A 24,960-nucleotide genomic window follows, 5' to 3' on the forward strand; every position below is an offset into this window, starting at 1 on the left:
AAAGATATGACGTTTATTTTGAAAAACAAACTCACCAAAAGTTTTTTTAAATACCCGAATACTTTTAGTGGATAATACTTTCCAATATTGACCCACAAGTATAAAACATTATCCTGTCAATAGAGCGTATAAAAGGAGTATTAAATGTGACTTTGTTTGATTTGCTACTGATACGCCCCCATGTGTCTATTGCCTCTACAGTTGCGGAATAGAACGAAAACGGTTGTAGGTTTATCATGTCATAATTAACATACAAAAGTGTTGAATCGTATTTGCTTGGTGTAAGAAATATATAGCCGTCAATTTTTTTTGAGCGGATGTATAATCTATATAGTATTGGCTCGTCTGAGGCTGTAGATATGTTAAAATCAGCATACATTGTTTCGCAACTAGTTCCTTCGTCGTCATATGAGCTTTCATTAAAGCTAAGAGTAGGTTTTGGTGGATATTGTTTTAGCTCATTGCTATCCGCTACAATCCACCACGGATATATAGCTTCGGTTTTATACACTGTTTTTTTTCGGATATAATTCTTTTCAATTAGTGAAACAACATCGTTTGGGATTGAGGTATCATAATCCATACAGTAATTAGTCTTATAAGCCAATTTTTTTGCAGGTTTTAACACAGCTTGAATAAAACTATATTCTCCGATAGAAGAATCAACTAATTCAAAGGTAATTGTGTCAAACCGATTTATAAGATACATAAATCGCCCTTCTCGAATTTGACGCATATAATTATGTCCGCGCATGGTAACCACAAATAATGTGTTTTGGTTTATTGTAGATAGGTTAGGAGGCCAGATAGTAATGCCGGAGTATGAACAGCCAAAAGAAAGGTTGGTGGAAATTAGAAATACTATTATAATGGCCTTCATATACAAGCAACGGCCTTTAGGTTTAATTTTGTATAAATGGAAATGAAAAGAATTTCACTTAGTAAAGAAGATATTACTAAAATGGCCGTCGATGCAATCGTTAATGCCGCAAATACTTCTTTGTTAGGCGGCGGCGGGGTAGACGGAGCTATTCATCGTACCGGAGGCGCTAAAATTTTGGAGGAATGCATTGCTATCCGAAACAGGCAAGGAGGGTGCGCGGTGGGCAAGGCTGTAATAACTACCGGGGGTAATTTACCTGCCCGCTTTGTGATACACACTGTAGGGCCTGTATGGAACGGAGGAAAGAGCAATGAAGAGACGTTGCTTGCCAATGCCTACCGAAACAGCTTACAAGTTGCTATTGATAATGGTGTTGAAACTATAGCGTTCCCCAATATCAGTACAGGGATTTATCGTTTTCCAAAGCAACGCGCTGCTGAAATTGCCGTGCAAACCGTTAGCGCTTTTTTGGAGCAAAATACTGCATACAAAACGTGCAGTTTGTGTGTTTTGACGAAGAAAACTATGCTATATATGCTTTGTTATTAAAAGAAGAATAAAAGCACTAATGAAACTTAACCATATAAATCTTACGGTGAATGATGCACAAGGTGCCCGAAGGTTGTTAGAGAAATATTTTGGTTTAAAGAGTATAGAAGGTGCTACGGATGACGCAACGTTTATTGCCCTAAAGGACGATGACGGAATGGTAATTACTCTTATGCAACAAGCTGCAAAGGAGATAACATGCCCTCTGACCTTTCATATAGGGTTTTTAATCCACAATGAAGCGAAGGTGAGGGAAATTTACACTTCGTTGAAAAACGATGGCTATGAGGTCGCAGAGCCTCGAAAATATAGAGGCAACTCTGTGGACTTATATTTTAAAACTCCGTATGGATTTACCATACAGGTAACGTAATAAAATCAGCGAACCACTTTGCGGTTTTGTTTCCAGTTTGATACGCCTTGCTGGGTAGTTGTTTCGCCCTCGCTTTGGTTACCTTTTTGACTGCTGCTGAACATATAAGCAGCTAAAGCGGCAATTTTATCAGCCTCTTCGCTGGCTACATTTAGTTTTTCAGGCGTAAAGTATTGGGCAATAAAGTGGGTATCAAACTTACCTTCAATAAAAGCAGGATGTTGCATAGCAAAGGTGCCAAAGGGTAGGGTGGTTTCAATACCTGATACTTGATAATCCCTTATTGCACGCACCATACGGTCGATGGCTTCTTGGCGTGTAGCACCGTAGGTTACCAGCTTGGCAATCATAGGGTCGTAGTAAATGGGTATTTCCATCCCTTCTTCATAACTGTTGTCTACACGCACGCCTACACCCTCGGGTAGTCGGTAACGCTCAAGGCGGCCTATATCGGGCAAAAAGTTATTAGCAGGGTCTTCTGCACACACACGCAATTCAATAGCGTGTCCTTTTATAGTTAAATCGTCTTGGGTGAAACTAAGTTTTTCTCCCATTGCCACTTTAATTTGTTCTTTCACCAAATCAAGGCCGGTAATCATCTCAGTAACGGGATGCTCTACCTGCAAACGGGTATTCATTTCCAAGAAGTAAAAGTTAAGGTGCTCATCCACCAAAAACTCTACAGTACCTGCACTAAAATAATTACAGGCTTTGGCAACATTCACTGCCGCCTCGCCCATTTTTTTGCGTACTTCCGGAGTAAGGCAACTACTTGGGGCTTCTTCTACCAATTTCTGATGGCGGCGTTGTATGCTGCATTCGCGTTCAAACAAATACACCACATTACCGTGTTGGTCGCCCAATAATTGTATCTCAATATGTTTGGGTGAGCCTACAAACTTTTCAATAAACACTGCACCATCACCAAAGCTTGCGGTAGCTTCGCTAATAGCCATGTTCATTTGTTGTTCAAGCTCTTCTGAGTTTTCAACGGTACGCATACCTTTACCGCCTCCGCCTGCTGATGCTTTAATCAACACAGGGTAACCAATGCTGTCGGCAATTTTGCGGGCTTCGTTCACATCGCTGATGGCGTAATCAATGCCGGGTACCATAGGTACGTCAAACTTTTTCACAGCTTGCTTGGCACCAATTTTACTACCCATTATCTCCATTGATTCTGCCGAAGGGCCAATAAAGATAAGCCCCGCCTCTTTTACCTTGCGGGCAAAGGCAGCATTTTCTGATAAAAAGCCATAACCGGGGTGAATACCATCAACCCCTAAGCGTTTGGCTTCTTCAATAATTTTATCGCCCAACAGGTAGGATTGGTTGGATGGGGGAGGCCCCAAAAAAACCGCCTCATCGGCATAGCGCACGTGTAATGCATTACGGTCGGCTTCGCTATAAACGGCAACCGTTTTAATCCCCATTTCGCGGGCACTTTTCATCACACGGATGGCAATTTCGCCCCTGTTGGCAACAAGTATTTTTTTCATCAGCAATAAATTAAGCACACAACGGTGCTACCGTATAGTTGCAGGTATGCTGCAAAGGTGAAAATTATAATAAAGTATAAAATGACTAAGCGGCCATTGGCTCGTTAATCATCGGAAGATCGATCCATTGTTTTTCGTGCTCGCTTACAGCGTTGATGCCCAAAATACCACCCCATGAGCGGGCTATGCTGTGTGCAAATGTTTTCCAGCTATTGTAAATATCGTGAGCAAACTTGTGTTTCAAACGTGGCAACACGGTATTAAGTTTAGCCAGTTCATCATTAATAATAGCATTTCTTTCTGCCGATGATTGAGGCAAAGCTGCAATAGCTTCTTCAATATCTTGTTGTATGGTGTTCTCGACCTCGTGGTAATAGGGTTGCAAATCCAATTTTTCTGAAAACGCTTTAATATTAACCAATTTCACTGCGTGGTTCAGCTCTTGTTGCTCAATGGTGTTATCAGCACCGGCAATCAATACTGCAATAAGTGCAGGAGCCTTCAGCATCATTTCTTTTTCGTCTTGTGTAAGGGGTTCAAATTCGTATATCATCGCATTATTTTTTCAGCCGTCAAAATTAAACAAAATCAGTAACTAAAACCCTTTTGATGCAAATTAGGCAAGGATGCTTTTTTGAAACTACCTTTGCGCTATGGCACAACTATTATCAGAAGTTAAGCACCTGATGGCTAAAGATATGCGGCAGGAGTGGCGACAACGCTACGCTCTTAACGGTATTTTGCTGTATGTGGTGGCGGCTGTATTTGTAACCTATCTTTCGGTAAAAATTTCTGACAAACCTACGTGGAACGCCATTTTTTGGATAATTATTTTGTTTACCTCGGTTAGCAGTGCTGCAAAAAGTTTTATACAAGAGGGTAGGGGGCGTTGGTTGTATTACTATCAGTTAGCCAGTCCGCAAGCTATTATAGTTTCAAAAACGTTGTACAATAGCTTACTAATGATGGTAATGTGCGGCCTTTGCTTTGTGTTCTACACCTTATTAATGGGCAACATGGCCGATAACATCGGGATGTTTTTATTGGTTACGTTGTTAGGTAGTTTGGGCTTTTCGGCAGTAATGTCAATGACTTCTGCTATTGCATCAAAAGCAGGGAATAGTAATTTACTAATGCCTGTGCTTAGTATTCCTTCAATTATACCCTTGTTGCTGGTAACTATAAAAGCATCAAAAGCAGCCATCGACGGTTTATCAAACGATATCATCCTTCGCGACTGCCTTGTGCTCTTTGCCTTTTACATGGCTATATCTGCTATGGCGTATGTGCTATTTTCTTTTTTGTGGAAAGAATAAAATAACGTCTAGCCTATAAATAAGAAAGGCTTGCCAAATGGCACGCCTTTCTTATTTATATTGTTTTAAGTGAAATATTACTTCAACTCATAGTAACCGCTGGTATGCAGTTCACCGTCGATAAAGATATCAACCATATAAGTTCCTTTAGGGAATTTATATTTCTCGTCGGTAAAGTTCATACAGAAATCCTTTTTGGTTTTAGTGTAGTCAAAGGTTTCAGCACCGGTATAGCCGGTTTCAATACCTTTACCTTTTACGGTAAACTTACCCTTTTCGCCCAGCACACCGCCTTCGGGTTGAGTTACACGCAGGTAAACTGTATGTTCGCCCGGTTTAGCAAGCTTGTTGTCCATTACACTAAAGCACACTTCAAACTTCTCAGTACGACGAGCCAATCCTGTTTCAACAGGTTTGCCGTTGTAGCGTAGTTTAAAGGTGTTCACCTTTACGTACTCAATTTTAAGTGCCGAGGCATCGTTAATCTGGCTTTGCAGCGAGTCTTTGCTTTGGCTTACAAGAGTAAGGGTGTTTTTCAGTTGTTCGTTTTCAGCAGCCAGTTCATCAATCTTCTCAAGGTATTGGTCTCTAAGTGCTTTAATTTCTTCAAGCTCTTTTTTAAGGTCTTCAATCAATTTATCCATTGATTTTTTGTCCTTCACCATGGCTTTAATTCTGCCTTCGCGCTGCTTCAGTTTTTCTTTGGCTTCATCCAGTAACTTGTTCAGTTCTTCGTTGCTTCCCCTGTAACTTTCCAGTTCGGCCTGTGCCGCTTTTAATTCTCCTTCCACACTCACGCGGGCATCCACCAAACTGTCAATTACCACTTCTTTCTCTTGAATAATCACTTCGCCGGTACCTCTTGCTTTGTACAAGTAAAAATTGCCGGCCAGCGAGCCCAACAATAGCAACAACAACACAATCAGTATTGCCTTGTTGCCCGATGATTTGTTCTCTTCCATAGTCTTCATTTTTTTGGTTAATTACAAAACTAAAGGCTTTGCCCTATACTTTTTAAACAACAAAAGCAGGGTGTTTAGTATAGTATGCGTTGTGAAATAAGTAATCGGGCTTATTAATAGATTAATAGCCCAATACCTTCATCATGCTTTCAGCAGTTTGCTCTGGTGCAAACAGGCGATAGGTAAGCTTACCGTCAACCTTATCAACAATCACATGCTTGGGCGCAGGTATCAAACAGTGTTGTATACCTCCGTAGCCGCCAATACTTTCTTGGTAGGCTCCTGTGTGAAAGAAACCCATGTACAGTTTCTCACCTTCATTAATCACAGGCATAAACACCTGGTTGGTATGGGTGTCGCTGTTATAATAATCCTGACCGTCGCAAGTGATACCTCCAAGGTTAATACGTTGGAACGGCTTATCCCACATATTGATAGCCAACAGAATAAACTTTTGGCCTATGCCCCAAGTATCGGGCAGGGTAGTAATAAATGAGCTGTCAATCATGTACCACAGCTCTTTATCGTTTTGCTCTTTTTGGCCTATAATAGAGTATATGGTGCCGCCGCTTTCACCAACAGTATATTGTCCAAACTCGCTATAAATAGTTGGTTCGGCTACACCGCAGTCGTCGCAGATGGTTTTTATATACATCACTATCTGGTCAATCATGTACGCATAATCATGCTCAACGCCCAGTGTGGTATAAATAGGCATACCGCCGCCTATATCCAGCCCTTCCAATTCGGGGGCTACTTTTTTCAAATCGCAGTAAACGTTTATCAACCTCGATAACTCACTCCAGTAATACGTGGTGTCTTTAATACCTGTATTCACAAAAAAGTGCATTAGTTTTAGTGAATAGCGGGCATCATTTTTTATGCGTGATTCATAAAACTCCACCGCTTTTTTTGAACTAAGCCCTAAACGTGAGGTATAAAACGAAGAGTTAGGCTCTTCTTCAGTAGCAATACGTATCCCTAAATTTATAGTGGTTGGGTATTTTGTGTACAAATCAAGCTCTGAGGGATTATCTAACACCGCAACAAGGTTTACAAAACCAAGCTCTACCATTTCAACAATTTTGCGGGCATACTCTTCGGTTTTGTAGCCATTGCAAATTATTTCGCGGTCTTTGGGTAATAGCCCTTTTTGGTTCAGGTGTTTAATAATATCTAAATCAAACGAAGAAGAAGTTTCAAGCCCTACATTGTGCTTAAGAGCTTCTTCTATTATAAAATTAAAATGTGAGCTTTTGGTGCAGTAGCAATACTTATAGCCGGCGTTATAACTATATTTAGAAATTGCATTTTCAAATAATGTGTTCGATTTTTCAATCTGCATCCCCACTTTGGGCAGGTACGTAAATTTTAATGGGGTTCCGTACTCCTCAATCATCTCCATCAACGGAATATCGTGAAAAGTAAGCTCAAAGTTTTTTAAATCAAACCCGTGACGGGGGAAGTAAAAAGTTTGCTCAATAAGGTCGATATATCTGTTCTTAATCATTTGCTGCCCTAATTTTCGTATTATTGTGTTAATTTATTTCAGTTGTATTTTAGTTACTGTACAAATTGTTTTTAAAAAACAGGCGCAAAAGTATAACGAAGCTGACTATAAAACTAAGGAGTTTTTTAAATGAGCACACGAAGAATAAAGGTTATTGAGGTTCCTTCTGAATTAGGTGCAGGTACACGCGGTTCAAGTCTAGGTCCAACGGCATTACGCTTTGCCGACATGAACAAAGGGCGAAAAAAAATTAACAAATATTTAACAGCGCGGGTTGGTGACCTTAACTACATGTTGAGCCACAACACGGCGTATGAAGATGCAAAAAATATCGACTCTATATCACAGATAATTAACTCAATAGCACTTGAGGTAGAAAAAACATTGAGCGAAGGTGAGTTTCCGTTGATTTTTTCAGGCGACCATAGTAATGCCGCAGGAAGTATTGCCGGTATTAAAAACTATTACGACGATAAAAGGTTGGGTGTGATTTGGATTGATGCCCACGCCGATATTCATTCACCGCTTACCACCCCTTCGGGAAATGTGCACGGTATGCCAATGGCTGTTTCGTTAGGGATTGATAACCGCGAGAACGCTATTAACGAAGAAGACGAGGCTACAATGGAGTATTGGAACGAGTTGAAATACGCCGGTAGCAAGGGGATCAGTCCTAAAATACTGCCAAGTGATATTGTGTATATAGATATACGCGATCTTGAACGCCAAGAGTGGGAGGTGATTGATAACTTAAATATTGAGTTTTATACCCCTAAAGAGGTAAAGGAAATTGGTATTGAGAAAGTGGCAAAAGAGACACTGGAATACCTTAAAAACTGCGATATTTTATACGTATCGTTTGATGTTGACAGCTTAGACCCAAGCGTTTCTGTGGGCACAGGCACACCTTATCCAGAAGGCCTGAATTTGTACGAGGCTAAAACGCTGCTGTATAACTTGCTGCGCGACCCCAAAACTATCGCCTTAGAGATTACAGAAATTAATCCTTTGTTGGATAGCGAAAACAAAATGGCTCGCGCCGCCCTTGAGATTTTAGAAGAGGTGTTGTAACACCCTTCTAAAAGTTTCCCAACTAATCTTCATCATCAATCCACAAATTGGCAAGCGCATTTTGCAGCTCGGCCATGGCGTGTTGTTCCCGCTTTTTCATAGTAGCTGTTATGCCTTTGCGGTATATGGCTTCGGCTTCTTCTTTCCTGTTTTCACGCTCATACAATTTACCTAAATGGTAATAAGTGGCCGTGTAGTCAGGTTGTGTGTTGTATAGAGTTTCAAAAATCGTTTTTGCCTCACCGTCATTACCCATGCCTACATATTCTATGGCTAATGCATAGTTTAAAAACGCATCGTTCGGCGTATCAGCCAAAAACTGTTTCAGTTGTATTACCCGCTTGTTTTCCATCTTTTTTCAATACCTTTGCAGTCCTTTTAAAAAAACAGGACCCAACTAAACTAACCCAAGTTAAATAATACTGTTTGAATGAAAATTTTAGTTTGTATTAGTGTTGTTCCCGATACGACCACAAAAATCACCTTCACCGATAATAATACCAAATTTAATGCTGCCGGTGTGCAGTTTATTATCAATCCGTACGATGAACTGGCTCTGACCCGTGCCCTTGAAATTACCGAGGCCGGCGGAGGAACAGTTACTGCAATAACCGTAGGGCTTGCTGATGCTGAAGCTAACATTCGCAAGGCATTGGCAATTGGTGCAAACGATGCGGTGCGTATTAATGCCAACCCAACCGATGCTTTTTTTGTAGCTGCTGAAATAGCTGCTTATGCTAAAGACAAAGGTTTTGATTTGATACTTACCGGACGTGAAAGTATTGATTATAACGGTGGTTTGGTGTGTGGTTTGTTGGCTGAAATGTTGGGCATACCCAGCGTGAACGTTGTTACCAAAATAGATGTAGCAGGTGGCGAAGCAATCCTAGTGCGTGATATTGACGGTGGTAAAGAAACCGTGAAAGTAGCATTACCCATAGTTGCCAGCGCACAAAAAGAGCTAACCGAGCCTCGTATTCCAAACATGCGTGGTATTATGGCAGCACGTACAAAGCCTTTGGCAGTTGTTGAGCCAAGTGCACACAAAGCGGCCTCTGCGTTTAATGCGTTTGAACTACCCGCAGCCAAAGCAGGTTGCAAAATGATTGCTGCTGAAAATGCAGGCGAATTGATAGCGTTATTGCACAACGAGGCAAAGGTTATCTAATACGGAAATTGAAAAAAAGTTGTACCTTTATTAATCAGAAAAGATAAGATATGTCAGTACTGGTATTTGCTGAGAGCGTTGACGGAAAGTTTAAAAAATCTACTCTTGAGGCAGTTTCGTATGCCAAAGAAACCGCTACATTATTAGGAACCAAAACCATTGCCGTATCAATAGGCAATGTTGCCGAAGCCGATTTGAAGGCATTAGGTAATAACGGTGCCGAAGCGGTATATGCTATTAACCTTGATAAATTTACCCCCGAAGCTTATAGCGCGGCTATTGCAGAAGTAGCTAAAAAAGAAAGCGCACAAGCTGTTATTATATCAAACACCTACACAGGCAAATCAGTTGCCCCACGTGTTGCTGTGAAACTTGATGCCGGTATTGCATCGGGTGTTGTTGCGTTGCCAACCACATCAAACGGCTTTGTAGTACGTAAAAGTGTGTTTTCAGGTAAAGCATTTGCAGATGTAACAGTAACTACTGCTACTAAAGTATTGGCTATTACCCCCAACTCATACCAAATAAATAACTACGGCGGCGAAGCTGCTGTTATAAACCACGATGCCCAAGTGGGTGCTGATGCATGGAAAACCCAAACTGTTGAGGTGAACCGTGTAACAGGTAAAATACCTTTGACTGAAGCTGAATTAGTAGTTTCAGCTGGACGTGGTATGAAAGGCCCCGAAAATTGGGGAATGATTGAAGAACTTGCTGCTACTTTGGGTGCTGCCACAGCTTGCTCAAAACCTGTGAGCGATATGCACTGGAGGCCGCACGATGAACACGTAGGCCAAACAGGGATTACCATTAAACCCAACTTGTATATTGCGGTGGGTATTTCAGGTGCAATACAGCACTTGGCAGGCGTTAGCTCAAGCAAAGTGATTGTAGCTGTGAATAAAGATCCCGAAGCTCCGTTTTTTAAAGCTGCCGATTACGGTATTGTGGGCGATGCTTTTGAGATTGTGCCCAAACTTATTGAAGCAGCTAAAAAACTAAAAGCTACATCTAACTAAAAGAAAGACATAGAAGCCCCACTGCTGATGCAAAAAATACGGCTTGAAATAGTAGGACTTACGTCAGGGCAAACGCACGGCTCATACACCCTTATTTTGGGTGAAACGCAAGGCGACCGCAAACTGCCAATAATTATCGGCAGTTTTGAAGCACAAGCTATTGCGATTGAGATTGAAAAAATTGTGCCTTTCAGGCCAATGACTCATGACCTTTTTATCTCGTTTTGCCGTACTTTCAACATTGAAGTAGATGAAGTAGTTATATACAACCTTATCGAGGGGGTATTCTATTCAAAGATAATTTGCAAAATGGGTAATGAGCGGCACGAAATTGATGCGCGCACCAGCGATGCCATTGCATTGGCGGTGCGTTTCAATTGCCCCGTTACCACCTTTGAACATATCATGGAAATGGCAGGTATTAACCTGCAAGGTGACGAGGAGGACGAAGAAGGTCCTGCCCGTCCGGCATCTCCACCACAAGAAGAGCCTGTTTTAAAACGTGCACCCGGCCAAAACGATTACTCTAATTACACCATGAGTGAATTAGAATCGATGCTGGAAGAAGCTGAAGAAGTTGAAGACTACGAACGAGCGGCACGCATTAGGGACGAAATTCGAAAGCGCAGGTAATACCACTATGTACTTATTTTAACCTATAACCTATTAACCAATGCCTGAACTTTCATTAATTAGCATTTTACGCGGGTTATTAGGTGTAGCGTTTTTAGTTGCAGTAGGTTGGGTGTTTAGCAGCAACCGTAAGCAAATAAACTGGAGGTTGATACTTGCAGGTCTTTTATTGCAAGTTGTGTTTGCAGTGCTGGTATTAAAAGTTGATTTCTTTTGGGCGTTTTTCAATACTATCGGTAACGGATTTGTTAAGGTACTTGAGTTTACCAATAAAGGCTCCGAGTTTTTGTTTGGTGAATTGGTAACGGATACCGAGAACTACGGAATTCTTTTCGCGTTTAAAATTCTGCCTACCGTTGTTTTTTTCTCAGCCCTTACCTCATTATTATATTATTTAGGCATTCTGCAAAAAGTAGTTTACGGTATTGCGTGGGTAATGAAAAAAACCATGCGTTTATCAGGTGCCGAAAGCCTTGCCGCAGCAGCCAACGTTTTTGTGGGCCAAACCGAAGCCCCTTTGGTGATAAAACCCTATATCCCCAAAATGACTCGTAGCGAAATGTTATGTCTTATGACGGGAGGGATGGCTACTATTGCAGGCGGTGTTATGTCGGCATTTATCGGCTTTTTGGGTGGAAATGACCCTGAAATGCAACGGTTTTTTGCCACACACTTACTTACAGCATCACTAATGTCGGCTCCGGCAGCCATTGTGGCCGCCAAGCTTATTGTGCCTGAAACCGAAGAATTTGACAGCAGCCTTAAAGTGAATAACGAAAAGCTCGGCACAAACATATTAGAGTCTGTTTCGATAGGTACTACCGAAGGGTTGAAACTTGCCGTAAACGTAGGAGCTATGCTTTTGGTATTTACGGCGTTGATATACTTATTAAACTCAATACTGATTGGGGTAGGGGATTTGACCGGACTGAACGAGGCCATTGCTGCCGGAACGGGCGGAATGTACAAAGAGCTTTCATTTCAGTTTTTGTTGGGCCATCTGTTTTCGCCTGTTGCATGGCTTATCGGGGTAAACAACAACGATATATTTACCGTAGGGCAATTATTGGGTGAGAAAACCATTCTTAACGAGTTTTATGCCTACACCAGTTTTGGTAACCTTAAAAACGCAGGGGTAATAGTTGATACCAAAACCATCGTTATCACTACGTACGCTCTTTGCGGCTTCTCAAATTTTGCTTCTATCGGCATTCAAATTGGGGGTATAGGTTCGTTAGCTCCCGATAAACGGACTTTATTGTCTCAACTGGGGCTAAGGGCATTATTGGGCGGTACAATTGCCTGTTTGCTCACCGCAGCCATTGTGGGCATGTTCTATTAAGCCTTAAAACGAAGGCTTCTAAAAAATATTTCATTCTTCTTACAAATGCACTTTCGCCTTAGTAAAAGGCACTTTCAGACGAAACTCTTTTGTGAAAAGTTGCACTTAAACAAGTTTTTCGATAAAAAAAATTAGCAGGCCTTGCATTTTTAAAACTATTTTTCACTAAATTTACATAAACAATAGTTAAACCTAATTTCTGATAACGCCTATAGAATAAAACCTCTACTTTGTTTATTGCCTGCAAAGGCACAAGTTTTTTAAATACTTAATCAGGTTTAAAGGAGGTTTTATGAAAATCCAACAAATCAGCGACCATGAGTTGGTTCAGCTCTACGTTAGTGGAAACGAGCCCTGTCTAGAGATGCTTATTAAGCGTCACAAGCGTAAAATCTTTACTACCATTTACCTTATCGTAAATGACCGTTACATTGCTGAAGACCTTTTTCAGGAGACCTTCATTAAGGTAATACAGATGCTTAAGCATGAGAAGTACAACGAAGAGGGTAAATTCCTTCCTTGGGTAGTTCGTATTGCCCGCAACCTTGCCATTGATTATTTCCGTAAGGCAAAACGTACCCCAACTATTACCGATAGTGATGGCGAAGATATTTTCAGGTACATTGAGCTGGCTGATGAAAACCGCGAGGAACAAATTATCCGTCGCCAAACTGAAAAACAATTGAGGCAGCTTATTAACCTTTTGCCTGAAGAACAAAAACAAGTATTGGTATTGCGCCACTATGGGGATTTAAGTTTTAAAGAAATTGCCGACTTAACCCAAGTGAGCATAAATACCGCGCTGGGACGTATGCGATATGCATTGAACAACCTGCGTAAAATGATGCTTGAAAAAGAAATTAGTTTGCATTGAAATATTTTTAAAATAAATTCGTTAGAGTGTACAAACAGGTTTTACGCCTATGAACTCTAACTTTACTACTAATGATTTACTGCTGTTTTTGTATGGCGAGATGAATGCTGACAAGGCCGCAGTACTTACCGAACAACTAATTACCGATGTTGCTTTGAGGGCAGAGTTCCAGAAGTTGAAAGAAACTAAAGAACGACTGGATGCTGAGCAGTTTGAGCCGGATGCCACTACCATAAACATGGTGATGGATTACTCGGCAAGTTATCACTCGGCCCCCGAGCACCACGCGGAATAGCGTATCTACCCTATATAGTTTTAGGCAAGTTTTTTATTTGCCCTGTAAGCTGTGTGTAATCCGTATTAGGCCAATCTCTTAAAATTCCCTTATTTTGCTTTGTGCAAAAAAGCGAACGATTTAAAAAATTCATCGAATTTCAGCTCGAGAACCATCCGCAAGTAGAAACCGAATTGCATTATACCAACCCGTTTGAATTGTTGGTAGCGGTTATTTTATCTGCCCAATGCACCGATAAAAGGGTAAACATTGTTACCCCGGCCTTATTTGCAGCATTTCCAAATCCTGAAGCTCTTGCAGCAACCAACTTTGATGAGTTGTTTCCCTATATCAAATCCATCAGTTATCCCAATAACAAAACCAAGCACCTAATTGGCATGGCTAATATGCTGCTGAATGATTTTGGCGGTGAAATACCTGCTGATATTAAAGAGTTGCAAAAGTTGCCAGGAGTGGGGCGTAAAACGGCCAATGTAATAGCCAGTGTGATTTACAACATGCCTGCAATGGCTGTTGATACCCATGTTTTCAGGGTATCGGCGCGATTGGGATTAACTACAAATGCTAAAACCCCGCTTGAAACTGAGAAACAGCTGGTGAAGTATATACCCGAAAAACACATTGCTACGGCCCATCATTGGCTTATCTTACACGGAAGGTATGTTTGTGTAGCCCGCAAGCCAAAATGCGAAATATGCGGCATGAATAGCTTTTGTAAATACTTTGAAAAGAATATTGCTAAAGGAATTGTGAGCTGATTTTACAGTTTGATTTGTACAGGCTCTCCTAAAAACTTCGGTTTCTTTTTCAGCACATAAACATCTAAAATAGCCTTTACACGGGCAAAATACTCCCGTATTTGGGTGCGCAACCCATAGTAATTATCAACGTTTTGGGCGTTGTAGGCAGAAATACTTAACCCGTAGCAAGAGGCAAGAAATACGGCTCTTTCGTTATGAAACTCTTGTGATATCACAACAAAATTTGTTTGCCCGAACACTTTCCAGCAGCGGATAATGGAGTCTAAGGTTCTGAAACCTGCATAATCCAATGTGATGCAACTATCCGGTACTCCGGCGGCAATAAGAGCCTGTCTCATGTCTTCGGGTTCATCGTACCCTTTTATATGATTATCACCGCTTACCAGCAGGTGTTTCACTTTGCCTGATTTAAACAGTTCTACAGCCGCTTTTATGCGGTATTCAAAGTATAAATTATTGTGTCCGTTTATAAGTTTGCGTGAAGTGCCTAATACCAATCCCACGTTGGTTGCGGGAACCTCCGCAGCGGTTTTGTAAAGGTGGTTTTTAGCTTTTGATTCCACATGATGATTAGCCCAAGCAATAAATGCTGTGATAACGGCCAAGAAAAGCAGAAAGTATAGGAATATCTTTTTGTACAGCTTTTTCATCAGTTCAAAAATATTTAAAAAAACACTCGGTAAATATTTTTTTGAGGAAATATGATTGATTTGTTTCCCCTTGTGTAGTAAGGGTTTTAGCCTGTGATTTACGGATTGGCACAAAAAGTGTATTCTATACTATACAAAATCTTAGCAGCCGCTAAGAGGAAAGGAGAACACAATTATGAAAAAAATCTACACAACTCTCTCGCTTATTTTGTTTTTCACTGCTGCTTTTGCACAATGGGGAAGCGTATTTCACAATCACCAACAAAACAATCAGGTGTACTACCCCGCAAGCTCAGCTACAGCCGCGCTGCATCTTACCTTTCCTGCAACAAATAACTACACCATTACTATTGGGGCACAAAGCCTGAACTTTTACGGCAGCCAGTTTTTTCTTGAAAACATGAGCGCCGGCTTGCAAATGGTGAGCGTACGTTACATGACAACTACGACTAACGGAAGTGCATGGCAAACTACTTACAACGGTGCTGTAAACTTTGAGGCCAATACCCGATTGTTTGCAACCGTTGATGCTTATGGGGTGTTGCGTATTACCCAACGCGAGGCTATTGGTCAAATTCCTCCTGTCAACCCACAACCCTTGCCTAATGTGTGTCCAACCCCTCAGCAACCACAAATTGTATTTGCCACTCAACAACAAGCTGATGACTTGGTGAAGCGTCTTAAGAATGTTACGTTTGACAGCAAAAAAGTGTTAACCGCTAAAAATGCTTTAAAGAGCAACCACTATACTGCCCAACAAGTGAAACAGTTATTGCTAACCTTTTCATTTGACAGTTATAAACTGGATGTAGCAAAATATGCCTACGATATGAGCTACGATAAAGCTAACTTTTTTGCAGTAGGCGATGCTTTCAGCTTTAGCTCTTATGCAGACGAATTAGAGAAATACATTGCTTCTAAGTAATTGATTTACATAATTTCAAAGCCCGAAGGTTGAAACAAACTTTCGGGCTTTTTTTTGTTGAAATAGAATGATAGGATTTATCGTTACATTAGCTACCGATGGGTTTTAATTTAAACAGCCTGAACCTTAAATTGTTGACACTGCTGTTGTTGTTTTGTGCTTGCGGAAGCAACGAGGCACAAGAGGTGAGTCGATTTGAATCGTATGACACATTGAAGAGTTTTGTGAAAGAGTTAAAAGCGGAGTTCAATACAGCATACAAATCAGCATCAGAAAGTCAAAAAGACTCGCTACTAAAAGCCGCACACGATACACTATCTACGTTAATTATTAAAGATTATTTCGGGCATTGGTACGGCACAGCATGGGAGTTTCATGGAACTACCAGAACCCCCAAAGAAGGAGCGATTGCCTGTGGGTATTTTGTAACTACTGTGCTTGAAGATGCAGGGTTTAATATCCCAAGAGTAAAGTGGGCTTGTGTTGCCTCTGAAACGATGATAAAAGGTATGACCAAGAAATTGAAACACATTATCAACCGTCCTGTATCTGAGGTTGAAGAATATATTCAACAAGCAGGTAAGGGGTTATATGTCGTAGGACTTGATAACCATACGGGCTTTATCTATAACGATGGTAAAGTAATCCGTTTTGTACACTCTAATTACTATTTGCCGCAAGAAGGTGTAATGGCGCAAGAACTGGATAGCCATAACCCGTTGAAGAGCTCAGGATACAGGGTAATTGGCAAAATACTGGATGATGCCATGATGAAAAACTGGATTTTGAGTAAACGGATGGAGTAAAAGGCTTAGAAATAAGACGATATACCCACTTGTATGCCGCCTGTATTAGCAGGAGGGTTGCCCAAAATATCGCGTTGTTGCATATAGCGGTAGTTAAGGCGCAAAACAGTTTGCTGCACAGGCCTGAAACTAATGCCCGGTACTATGCCCCACAAATCTTCGGCTATGTTGGTGTTAGTTTCTTTAAACTTACCAACGTTCCAATCTACATATTCCAACCTAAGCGCCACACTCCAAATCGGCTTGTCAAACCCAAACATTTTCTTTTTATACACCGGTTGAACAAAATCAATAAAACCGCCTTGTTGCCTGTTTCCGTATTGTTGGCTGTATGTTTCGGGTACATCCACGTTTATCCACGCCCATTCACCAACAATGTAGGTGTTTAGTTTAGGTAAGGTAGTGTTAAAGTCTATGGCAAATACGTTTAAGCGGCGTTGTTTATCTAAACGCAAACCATCCTCTTCAAACTTATTATAAACTCCACCCATATACGATAGACCAATCTCTCCGATTTTTGAGTGACGAACGGCTCCTTTAACCGTTAGCAATGGTTTTCCGTTGCTACTTTCTTCAAAACGTTCTTTACTTGCTTTTGATGCGGGTAAAAATGTTTTATTCTCAGTATTGCTTATAATGTCGTTGTTAAAACCGTTGGTAAGGTAGGCTTCATATCCAAATGCCCAGTTTTTGCGGTACTGTTTACCATACAATCCAAACCCAACATTGCTCCACGTTGCGGGCAACATCTGGGTCATAGCGATAGGACGGTCGGTAAACTCCCATTTAGGGCCGTCGTGGTTTTGGTTAAATGCCCCAATGGGGTTCATTATTACTCCGCCTCGCAGGTTTAACAACGGGTTAAAACTGATGTCCATTGCGGCAAACTCAATTGATAGTTCCTTTCCGCCTTCTTCCAGTTCTATTTCCGATAAAAATTTAATCCTACGGTGTAGAGATGACGCTACAAACAGTGTCATACGGGGTAAACTAAAACTGTGACCATCCGTTACGCCATCTGTGCCAATGTATTGGTACTGAGCCTCAACATAGCCACCCAGCGATACAGGTACTTTGTTCACTTGCAAAAAGGGACGGTTGTATACAGCGTCCATATTCATCCCGGTTTGTTTTGATGTATCGGTCGGGACTCTTTTTAAGAGTGAGCTATCCATTTGCGCACGGGCAATAGTGGTGGCTATTACCATCAATGCGGCTATCAGTAATTTGTTCATTTTAAAAGTACGCGTATGTATTCGTTTTCAATCAATACCTCAAAAGTTCTTAAATGTTGGTCGGCGGGGCCGTTTTGCACCTCGCCTTTGGAGGTAAATTCGCTGCCGTGTGCAGGACATTGAAGTCTGTCGCCAAATACTTGCAATTCTGCCCCTTGATGAGTGCATTGCATCAGCAGTGCACTGTATTCTTTTTCTCCAAAGCGATACACACAAATAGGGTATTGCAATTGGTCGTTTTGGGCAATTACATGGGGCAAATGTTTTTTCTCACCTCCTTCAAAGGCCGACAAAGGGATTTTTAATGCTCCGTTTTCTAAGGCAGCGGTGTAGTACTTCATACCTCCGCAGCTTTGCAGTAAAGACATGGTAGCCAAGCCTAAACAGCCCACTCCACAAAGCTTTATAAATTCTTTACGGTCCATCTTTTTATAAGGATTCGATGAACTTGATTAGTAATGCTTTTTCAGCCTCGGTTAGTTGCTTGTATTGGGTGGTGCTGCCTGTGGCTTCACCGCCGTGTAACAATATAGCCTCATTAATAGTGCGTGCCCTGCCGTCGTGCATAAGAAAATAATTCCCACCCTGCGAGTTGGGCGAAAGCCCGATGCCCCATAGGGGAGGGGTGCGCCACTCGGATGTGGTGGCAATACCTTCTGTATAGTTATCGTCAAGGGCAGGTCCCATATCGTGTAACAACAAATCGGTATAGGGGTAAAACGTTTTGTTTGATAACGCTTCAATATCCGATGTCGGCGTAGTCCATTGCGGAGTATGGCATTGTGCGCAACCCACTGAAGCAAACAACACCCTGCCGTTTACTATATCGGTATTGTTTGGTGTACGTTGTATAGGTGCTTTTAGCGTTCGCAAGTAAAACACTACATCGTGCACTACGTTGTCAGAAACCTCAGGGTCGGCAGTTTGTTGGGTATATTGGTCGATGGGATTAAACGTTGACGTAATCCCCATATCTTGATTATAGGCGTTAACGGTTTGATGTAACAAATCAATAGCGGCTGCTTTTTTACCGAAACGGCCAATGTACCTGCCGTTCATAGGTATGTGAAACGATTGGGGTGTGAAATAGCTTGGTGCATCAATGTAATTAGGTCTGCCCGATATTCCGTCGCCGTTTAAATCGTTTGGGTCGGCTATGGCCAGCAACTGGGCATCTGTAAGGGCAGCCAAAAAGCCGAGACCGGTATTTGCAGGCGGCATAAAGTTAGAAAAGGTAGCACCAGCAGGTAGTTTTTCAGGGTGATAACCGGGGATGGCTCTGTTTTGCAACTGTGGCCCACCTTTATCTAAAAAGGTATTACCCAATGTGTCCGATTGCCCAAAACGGGTAAGAGTTGTAAAAGGATGCCCTTTACCGTCGCCAGCATGGCAGCTTGCGCAAGAGGTGGCTACAAAAAAGGGGCCTAGGCCGGTTTGGGCTGTAAATACCTCGTTATTAAAGGCCACATCGCCGGCCAAAAAGCGGGCGTGTTCGGCAGTGGTTAATCCTTCCACCGGTCCGTCTAGCAATTCATCCTCGGCGGGCGGGGGCGGGATTAGTTTTTCACAGGCAGTAAAGCTGATGGTCAACAGCATTAAAATACCTATGAGTGTATACTTTGTTTTCATGGTTTTGTTTTCTGTGTGCAAAAATATAAATTTAGACTCGTCTAACAAATTATTTTGAAAAGACTTTTTAAATTGGGAGAGATACGGACTGAAGTCAGTATCTGTTAAAATTACAAAAGCCCTCAGGACTTAAGTCCTGAGGGCTTTTGTTTGCGTAAGATTGTATAAAAATATTAGTTGTTAGTCAATTCTTTCACAGCCATCCAAGTCATTAAGCCTACGCCAAGTTCAAGGGCGGTTTGTTATGCCTAAAGGGTACTTTGTAATTATTGTCTTTATTAAACCTGCTCTATAATTGAAGTCCCTAAATCCCTAAACATTTTTGGGGGGCTATTAATTGCGTGTTTCATGCTTACGTAAGATGGAAACGATAGTAGTTTGTCAATAACTGCTTCCTTAGTTGTGACTTTGATAGACAAATCTGTGTAAGAATGGTATTCATCTATTAACTTGTGAAGTTTAAGTTTACCGTCTTTAAAATAGTCTTGATAAAGTATCAAAGTGTCAATATCAATAACAGTTATGGGTCTGATATTTTTTTTGTCAACCTTCTTAATTTTTTCTAGTTCTTCTTTAAACCACTGATTTATAAGTTTATTAAACCCAAGCAATTAAACATCCTCTCATGAAGAACGAGTATTGGGTATATTTTTGCTTTACTTCTATTGTATTCATTATCATACTTTAAAGTTTTATTTAAAGTATTATGTATATTATCTGTAAGTTGAATAATTGCTTTTCTTCGGCCTCTTTCGTTTAAAAGCAATTTTTTCTGTAATTCACTTTTAATAGCTTCATAGTCGTATGAATGTTTTATCTCAGCACTGATAAGAATATCTTTCGATTCAAAAATGAAGATATTATCCTCATTTCTTGAATAAAAATCAGGCTCTCCATCAATATTATATCGTTGTTTAATTTCTTCACCACTTAACTTCTTATAGTTATTTGGAAGTAAACTTTTGAGAATTTTATAAAAAAGTTCTTTTTCAGAAAAGAAATCACAATAAAAACTCCTGAAATCTTTGGTATGTTTTAATGTTTTATCTTCTTCCCAAACTTTAAAAAATAGTCCTTTATGAATCTGCTCAATAGCGAATAGCGGATAAGTAATGCTATATGTAAAATCTTCTAACATTCTATAAAATGGCTTACTTCTTAGTTCGATAAAATCTTTTTCAGGATTTGATAATTTAGGAAACGTATTTACGAAACTATCTAAGAAATCACAAAACCAATCTCTATTATTTCTCTCATTAGAGATTTGAATTGTAGTCCTGCCTTCTTGACGCCCTTCATTTAAAACAACCCATGTAAATGAAATAAGTTCTCTAAGAAGGTTTTTCCAATCATAGGCATTAAGTTTATTAATAAAGCTTTCCAATAATACTGGTTTTTCCTTTTCTAGAAACTCAAAGAATAGAACAGATTTTATTACTTGGCAAATGTTAACGTTATGTAGATTGTAATTTATAAATTCATCTTTGGCTATGTTTGGAGTTAAGAAAACAGCGATTAGCTTTTCGTCTCCAGCAAGATATTCATACTTGTTCTTATGGCTTAGTTCCTTTTTATCGATTGTTTCGTTAATAAGTGTATACGCTTTGAAAATGTTTTGCTCAAGCTCAATATTTGTTATTGAATCAACTACTTCGTTTTGATTGTAACAATATTCATAAAGCTTTAAACTTGCTAATGGGTTGACTATTTTAAATTGCTTGTTTAGGCGTTTTTCTTTTTCTTTTATCTTCTGACAAATTTGGTCAACAAATTCAGCATTTTCTTTACTACAATACCATGATAAGAAGTCATAGATGTTTTCTCTATTTGTTGGTTTGAATCCTAAGAAGTGTTCAGCAGCACTTAATAAAGTTGTTCGGCTAATACCACTTAGATAGGTATCTATCTTATCAGGAGGTGTATCAAAGACATCACTGTACCCTAATAACAAAACTTGTGTAGAATAATTAGTGTGTGGCAATTGATAACAATTTGGTTTATAATAGTTCTCTCAAAGCCATCCAAGTCATTAAGCCTACGCCAAGTTCAAGGGCGGTTTCGTCAACATCAAAAGTAGGGGTGTGTACCGATGAAGTAATCCCTTTTGCTTTATTGCCCGTACCCAAGCGGTAAAAACAACTGGGCACTACTTGACTGTAATAAGCAAAATCTTCCGACGCCATCCAAATATCCAAATCCACAATGTTTTCTTTGCCTACAAATTCTTCGGCATAGCTGCGGGCTGCGGCAGTAAGGGCCTCGTCGTTCCTCAAAAACGGATACCCTTTGTGTATATCAAACACACAGCTTCCGCCCATACTTTCGGCAATACCTTCGGCCATTTTCACCATACGGCGATGGGCTTCGGCACGCCATTCCTCGTTCAGTGCGCGGAAAGTGCCCTCTATTTTTACCTCGTTGGGGATAATATTAGTAGCTCCGTTGGCTATCACCTTGCCAAAACTCAACACACAAGGGTCAAGCGGGCTGCTGTTGCGGCTGATAATTTGTTGCAAAGCCACAATAATATGGCTGGCAATCAGCACAGGGTCTATATTTTGTTGGGGTTGCGCACCGTGTCCGCCTTTGCCTTTTACGGTTACATACAATTCATCGGCACTGGCCATGTACAACCCGCTACGGAAACCGATTTTTCCGGCTTCAATTTGGGGCATTACGTGCTGGCCAATCATCTTTTGCACTTTGGGAGCTTCAAGCACACCTTCTTTTATCAGTAACGATGCACCGCCGGGTATTTTTTCCTCGCCGGGCTGAAACACCAGCTTTATTGTACCTTCCAGTTGGTCTTTCAGTTGGTTTAATATACGGGCTGTACCCAATAGCGATGAGGTGTGCACATCGTGTCCGCAGGCGTGCATTACCCCTTCGTTTTGCGATTTGTAAGGGACATCGTTGGCTTCAACAATGGGCAAGGCATCCATATCGCCGCGCAAGGCAATGGTTTTGCTTTGCGGGTTACGCCCTTCAATAATCGCTATCACACCTGTTTCAGCCTTACGCTCGAAGCGGGTAATGCCGTACTCGGTCAGTTTAGCCTCCACAAACTTGGCGGTTTCGTATTCTTGGTACGAAAGCTCTGGGTGGCTGTGCAAATGGCGACGGTTGCCTATATTGTCGGAGCTATACTTGGCTGCTAACTCTTTTATTTGTGCCTTTAGTTGTTCCATGATGGGCAAAGGTAAAGAATTGCAGAATTGTTGATTTATTGATTTTAGGATTTGTTGAGATGATGGTCTTTTGCTATGACAGGTTAAAACCTGTCACTTTTGTAATTACCTTTTTGCGAAGGACTTAAGTCCTTCGCAAAAAGATAATTGGAATAAAGAGGGGTTTCAACGCCTTAGTCTTTGTGATTGCAATAAGAGGTAGTGCCTCAATATGATTGGTGAAAGAACGCTATCGGTATCTATTTAAAAACTGCGCTACATTTGCAATAATGAGTTTAAAGATTGAAGTTCTAAATGCACTTGACAATTCACATGATGGGGGGTATAAGCGTTTTGTGTGGTTTAATGATATATACTCTTATCTAATTGAAAGCAGATTAAATGTATTCAGAGGGAAAGAAGAGACTTGGGCAATAGCCATAGAAAGAGTTGGTTTTAATCCAAGAGCAGGAAATATCTTTTTGTCGATAACGTACTTTGGTAATTGTTTAACCAATTTAGAAAGGTATAATAATTATGTATGTAATGATTATCAAATAGGTTTACTAAACGATGATGAAGTTGAGGAAACCATTGATGTTGATGTTTTAAAAGAAGATGCAAAACATTGGACAATAAGAGGACAGAAAATCCCGCTGGTTTACACTAAAGCTGATTATAAAGATGCAGGTGTAAATATTAGCGATTATGATGCAAACGCAATAGGTGTAGAGGCTGTAGCAAGGGTGATAGCGTATAAACACAAAACTATTTTTTGTGCTACCGACCAAGAGTTGTATAAATCAATCCCAAGTAACTTAGATAAGATATTAGTATTAGATGAATGGTATCACATAGATTACCAACGTTTTTCAAATGAATTTCATTCTGAATCAATGAATGGAGATGAAGATAATGACAAACCGAGCAGTTATGAAACATGGCAAATGATAGCGGACGTTATTACAAGCGGTAATGCAAACTTATATAAACCGACATTGAAACCAAATACCCATTGGAGCAACTATCCTGAGTCGGGAACTTTTTAAAAGCAAGTGTCGTAGGGAACATTTTTGTTTCTAAAAACCTTCCACCTTCTGCGTCAAAAAAACGTTAACAATTACAATCGTTAATAATAAAGTTGGTACAAATGCTATTACTCAATATTTTTGCACACCTTGCAACAAACGCAACACACTTGATAAAAAGTATAAAATATATTACCCCAAAACTGTTATTGGCAGCATTGCTAATGGCAGTATCGTTTTCGGCTTGTAAGAACAAAACCGGTGGCGAAGATGCCACAAAGTCACTGGAAGACAGCCTAGCGGAGAAGTACGGCAAAGGCTCGGAAGTAATTGCTCAATTGAACGAAGACATAGCCAACTCACCCAACAATCCCGAGTTGTATTACCGCAGAGCATTGCAGTGGGCAAGGGAGGAAAACCCCGTAAAAGCTTTGCTGGATATTAAAAAAGCGGTGAGCATGGAGCCTGAAAATGCCTTATACAGGTTTGCATTGGGCGAGGTGTATTTTGCTAACGACAGCGTAACGGGTGCAATGGCATCGTTTAACAAAGCGGTAGAGCTTAAACCCGATTTTACCGAGGCTTTGCTTAAGCTGGGCGAGTTGCAAATGATATTGTTTCAGTATAGCGAGAGTAATACTACTTTTGATAAGTTGCTTGAGATTGACCCGAACAGTGCCGCTGCATACTATTATAAAGGTCGTAACTATGTGGGGATGAAGGATACCGTGCGGGGGATTATTCAATACAAAAAATCAGTATCGCTTGATAATGATTACTACGAGGCTTATGTGCAACTAGGCAGTTTGTTTTCGGTAAAAGGAGGCAAAACCAATCTGAAACTTGCCGAAGAGTACTTTACCAATGCAATACGAATAAAAGAACTAAGTGCCGAGGCTTATTACGCAAGGGCATTAGTGTATTATGATATGTCGGCGTTTGATATGAACGCCTATGATAAAGCAAGAGCCGATTATGAAAAGGTATTGGCTATCGACCCTGATGATTACCGCCCGTATTCGGGCATTGGGTTGATAAACCTGAACCTTAACCAGTTTGAAAAAGCCATTGAAGCTTTTGATAAAGCATTGATAATGAAACCTGATTATGTGCGAGGATATTATCTGCGTGCATTAACTTATGAAAGTAAGGGAGATTACCCCAGTGCGATAAAAGATTACGAACAGGTAGTATCAATGGATGGCGATTATGTTGCAGCCAAAGAAGCTTTGGCTGAGTTGAAAAAGAAAACACGTAAATAACAG

At 40.6% G+C, this 24,960-nt stretch carries 26 protein-coding genes and 1 pseudogene; 15 read left to right on the top strand and 12 right to left on the bottom strand.

What is annotated here, in order from left to right:
* Positions 1-64: 64 nt before the first annotated feature.
* Positions 65-880: a hypothetical protein gene (locus F9K23_12595; GenBank protein KAB2914958.1), complete on the bottom strand. Its 816-nt coding sequence runs from the start codon at positions 878-880 to the stop codon at positions 65-67.
* 36 nt (positions 881-916) lie between these two features.
* On the opposite strand from F9K23_12595, the pseudogene F9K23_12600 reads away from it, so the two are divergent.
* Positions 917-1,443: pseudogene (locus tag F9K23_12600) on the top strand (O-acetyl-ADP-ribose deacetylase).
* 8 nt (positions 1,444-1,451) lie between these two features.
* Positions 1,452-1,805: a VOC family protein gene (locus F9K23_12605; GenBank protein KAB2914959.1), complete on the top strand. Its 354-nt coding sequence runs from the start codon at positions 1,452-1,454 to the stop codon at positions 1,803-1,805.
* A 5-nt stretch (positions 1,806-1,810) separates the two neighbouring features.
* Here the strand turns inward: F9K23_12605 and accC are convergent, their stop codons facing one another.
* Positions 1,811-3,304: an acetyl-CoA carboxylase biotin carboxylase subunit gene (gene accC, locus F9K23_12610; protein KAB2914960.1), complete on the bottom strand. Its 1,494-nt coding sequence runs from the start codon at positions 3,302-3,304 to the stop codon at positions 1,811-1,813.
* A gap of 85 nt (positions 3,305-3,389) precedes the next feature.
* Positions 3,390-3,857 carry a hypothetical protein gene (locus F9K23_12615; GenBank protein KAB2914961.1) on the bottom strand — a complete coding sequence of 156 codons (468 nt, stop codon included), beginning with the start codon at positions 3,855-3,857 and terminating at the stop codon, positions 3,390-3,392.
* Between the two features lie 133 nt (positions 3,858-3,990).
* On the opposite strand from F9K23_12615, the gene F9K23_12620 reads away from it, so the two are divergent.
* Entirely contained in the window at positions 3,991-4,620 is a 630-nt protein-coding gene (locus tag F9K23_12620) for an ABC transporter permease (protein ID KAB2915032.1), read from the top strand.
* Positions 4,621-4,697: 77 nt separating this feature from the next.
* Here the strand turns inward: F9K23_12620 and F9K23_12625 are convergent, their stop codons facing one another.
* Both F9K23_12625 and F9K23_12630 read right to left on the bottom strand, forming a co-directional pair.
* Entirely contained in the window at positions 4,698-5,591 is an 894-nt protein-coding gene (locus F9K23_12625; GenBank protein KAB2914962.1) for a hypothetical protein, read from the bottom strand.
* Positions 5,592-5,703: 112 nt separating this feature from the next.
* The gene (locus F9K23_12630) at positions 5,704-7,089 is read right to left on the bottom strand and encodes an arginine decarboxylase (GenBank protein ID KAB2915033.1); all 1,386 of its coding nucleotides are present in this window, start codon (positions 7,087-7,089) and stop codon (positions 5,704-5,706) included.
* 132 nt (positions 7,090-7,221) lie between these two features.
* Between F9K23_12630 and rocF the strand changes: the two genes are divergently transcribed.
* Positions 7,222-8,163 carry an arginase gene (gene rocF / locus F9K23_12635; protein KAB2914963.1) on the top strand — a complete coding sequence of 314 codons (942 nt, stop codon included), beginning with the start codon at positions 7,222-7,224 and terminating at the stop codon, positions 8,161-8,163.
* 22 nt (positions 8,164-8,185) lie between these two features.
* On the opposite strand, the gene F9K23_12640 is transcribed toward rocF, so the two are convergent.
* Positions 8,186-8,515, bottom strand: coding sequence for a tetratricopeptide repeat protein (locus F9K23_12640; GenBank protein KAB2914964.1), 330 nt, complete (start codon positions 8,513-8,515; stop codon positions 8,186-8,188).
* Positions 8,516-8,593: 78 nt separating this feature from the next.
* Between F9K23_12640 and F9K23_12645 the strand changes: the two genes are divergently transcribed.
* From F9K23_12645 to nth, 7 genes are all read left to right on the top strand, one after another.
* On the top strand, positions 8,594-9,331 hold the full coding sequence (locus tag F9K23_12645) for an electron transfer flavoprotein subunit beta/FixA family protein (protein ID KAB2914965.1): 738 nt from the start codon (positions 8,594-8,596) through the stop codon (positions 9,329-9,331).
* A 50-nt stretch (positions 9,332-9,381) separates the two neighbouring features.
* Positions 9,382-10,350 carry an electron transfer flavoprotein subunit alpha/FixB family protein gene (locus F9K23_12650; GenBank protein KAB2914966.1) on the top strand — a complete coding sequence of 323 codons (969 nt, stop codon included), beginning with the start codon at positions 9,382-9,384 and terminating at the stop codon, positions 10,348-10,350.
* Between the two features lie 27 nt (positions 10,351-10,377).
* Entirely contained in the window at positions 10,378-10,983 is a 606-nt protein-coding gene (locus tag F9K23_12655) for a bifunctional nuclease family protein (protein KAB2914967.1), read from the top strand.
* Positions 10,984-11,023: 40 nt separating this feature from the next.
* Positions 11,024-12,325: a hypothetical protein gene (locus F9K23_12660; GenBank protein ID KAB2914968.1), complete on the top strand. Its 1,302-nt coding sequence runs from the start codon at positions 11,024-11,026 to the stop codon at positions 12,323-12,325.
* A gap of 292 nt (positions 12,326-12,617) precedes the next feature.
* On the top strand, positions 12,618-13,199 hold the full coding sequence (locus F9K23_12665) for a sigma-70 family RNA polymerase sigma factor (protein ID KAB2914969.1): 582 nt from the start codon (positions 12,618-12,620) through the stop codon (positions 13,197-13,199).
* A 49-nt stretch (positions 13,200-13,248) separates the two neighbouring features.
* A complete protein-coding gene (locus F9K23_12670) occupies positions 13,249-13,494 on the top strand; it encodes a hypothetical protein (protein KAB2914970.1) in 246 nt (81 codons plus the stop codon).
* Between the two features lie 101 nt (positions 13,495-13,595).
* Positions 13,596-14,252 carry an endonuclease III gene (gene nth / locus F9K23_12675; GenBank protein KAB2914971.1) on the top strand — a complete coding sequence of 219 codons (657 nt, stop codon included), beginning with the start codon at positions 13,596-13,598 and terminating at the stop codon, positions 14,250-14,252.
* Positions 14,253-14,254: 2 nt separating this feature from the next.
* Here nth and F9K23_12680 read toward each other — a convergent pair whose 3' ends face one another.
* Positions 14,255-14,905, bottom strand: coding sequence for a vancomycin high temperature exclusion protein (locus F9K23_12680; GenBank protein KAB2914972.1), 651 nt, complete (start codon positions 14,903-14,905; stop codon positions 14,255-14,257).
* Positions 14,906-15,080: 175 nt separating this feature from the next.
* Between F9K23_12680 and F9K23_12685 the strand changes: the two genes are divergently transcribed.
* Together F9K23_12685 and F9K23_12690 are read left to right on the top strand one after the other, a co-directional pair.
* Positions 15,081-15,830 (top strand): DUF4476 domain-containing protein, encoded by a 750-nt coding sequence (locus tag F9K23_12685; protein KAB2914973.1) that lies wholly within the window; start codon positions 15,081-15,083, stop codon positions 15,828-15,830.
* Positions 15,831-15,928: 98 nt separating this feature from the next.
* A complete protein-coding gene (locus F9K23_12690) occupies positions 15,929-16,636 on the top strand; it encodes a hypothetical protein (protein ID KAB2914974.1) in 708 nt (235 codons plus the stop codon).
* A gap of 5 nt (positions 16,637-16,641) precedes the next feature.
* Here F9K23_12690 and F9K23_12695 read toward each other — a convergent pair whose 3' ends face one another.
* The 5 genes from F9K23_12695 to F9K23_12715 all read right to left on the bottom strand — a co-directional run bounded on the left by F9K23_12695 (position 16,642) and on the right by F9K23_12715 (position 22,688).
* The gene (locus tag F9K23_12695; protein KAB2914975.1) at positions 16,642-17,871 is read right to left on the bottom strand and encodes a hypothetical protein; all 1,230 of its coding nucleotides are present in this window, start codon (positions 17,869-17,871) and stop codon (positions 16,642-16,644) included.
* Positions 17,868-18,296, bottom strand: a complete 429-nt coding sequence (locus tag F9K23_12700) for a Rieske (2Fe-2S) protein (GenBank protein ID KAB2914976.1) — start codon at positions 18,294-18,296, stop codon at positions 17,868-17,870. The genes F9K23_12695 and F9K23_12700 overlap by 4 nt, the downstream gene beginning before the upstream one ends.
* 4 nt (positions 18,297-18,300) lie before the next feature.
* Positions 18,301-19,500, bottom strand: coding sequence for a thiol oxidoreductase (locus F9K23_12705; protein ID KAB2914977.1), 1,200 nt, complete (start codon positions 19,498-19,500; stop codon positions 18,301-18,303).
* 586 nt (positions 19,501-20,086) lie between these two features.
* The gene (locus F9K23_12710) at positions 20,087-21,481 is read right to left on the bottom strand and encodes a hypothetical protein (GenBank protein KAB2914978.1); all 1,395 of its coding nucleotides are present in this window, start codon (positions 21,479-21,481) and stop codon (positions 20,087-20,089) included.
* A 16-nt stretch (positions 21,482-21,497) separates the two neighbouring features.
* Positions 21,498-22,688, bottom strand: a complete 1,191-nt coding sequence (locus tag F9K23_12715; GenBank protein KAB2914979.1) for an amidohydrolase — start codon at positions 22,686-22,688, stop codon at positions 21,498-21,500.
* A 269-nt stretch (positions 22,689-22,957) separates the two neighbouring features.
* On the opposite strand from F9K23_12715, the gene F9K23_12720 reads away from it, so the two are divergent.
* Together F9K23_12720 and F9K23_12725 are read left to right on the top strand one after the other, a co-directional pair.
* Entirely contained in the window at positions 22,958-23,716 is a 759-nt protein-coding gene (locus F9K23_12720) for a hypothetical protein (protein ID KAB2914980.1), read from the top strand.
* Positions 23,717-23,817: 101 nt separating this feature from the next.
* Positions 23,818-24,957, top strand: coding sequence for a tetratricopeptide repeat protein (locus F9K23_12725; protein KAB2914981.1), 1,140 nt, complete (start codon positions 23,818-23,820; stop codon positions 24,955-24,957).
* Positions 24,958-24,960 lie beyond the last annotated feature (3 nt).

It is taken from the genome of Bacteroidota bacterium (assembly GCA_008933805.1).
In the GTDB taxonomy this organism is placed as follows: domain Bacteria; phylum Bacteroidota; class Bacteroidia; order UBA8524; family UBA8524; genus SB11.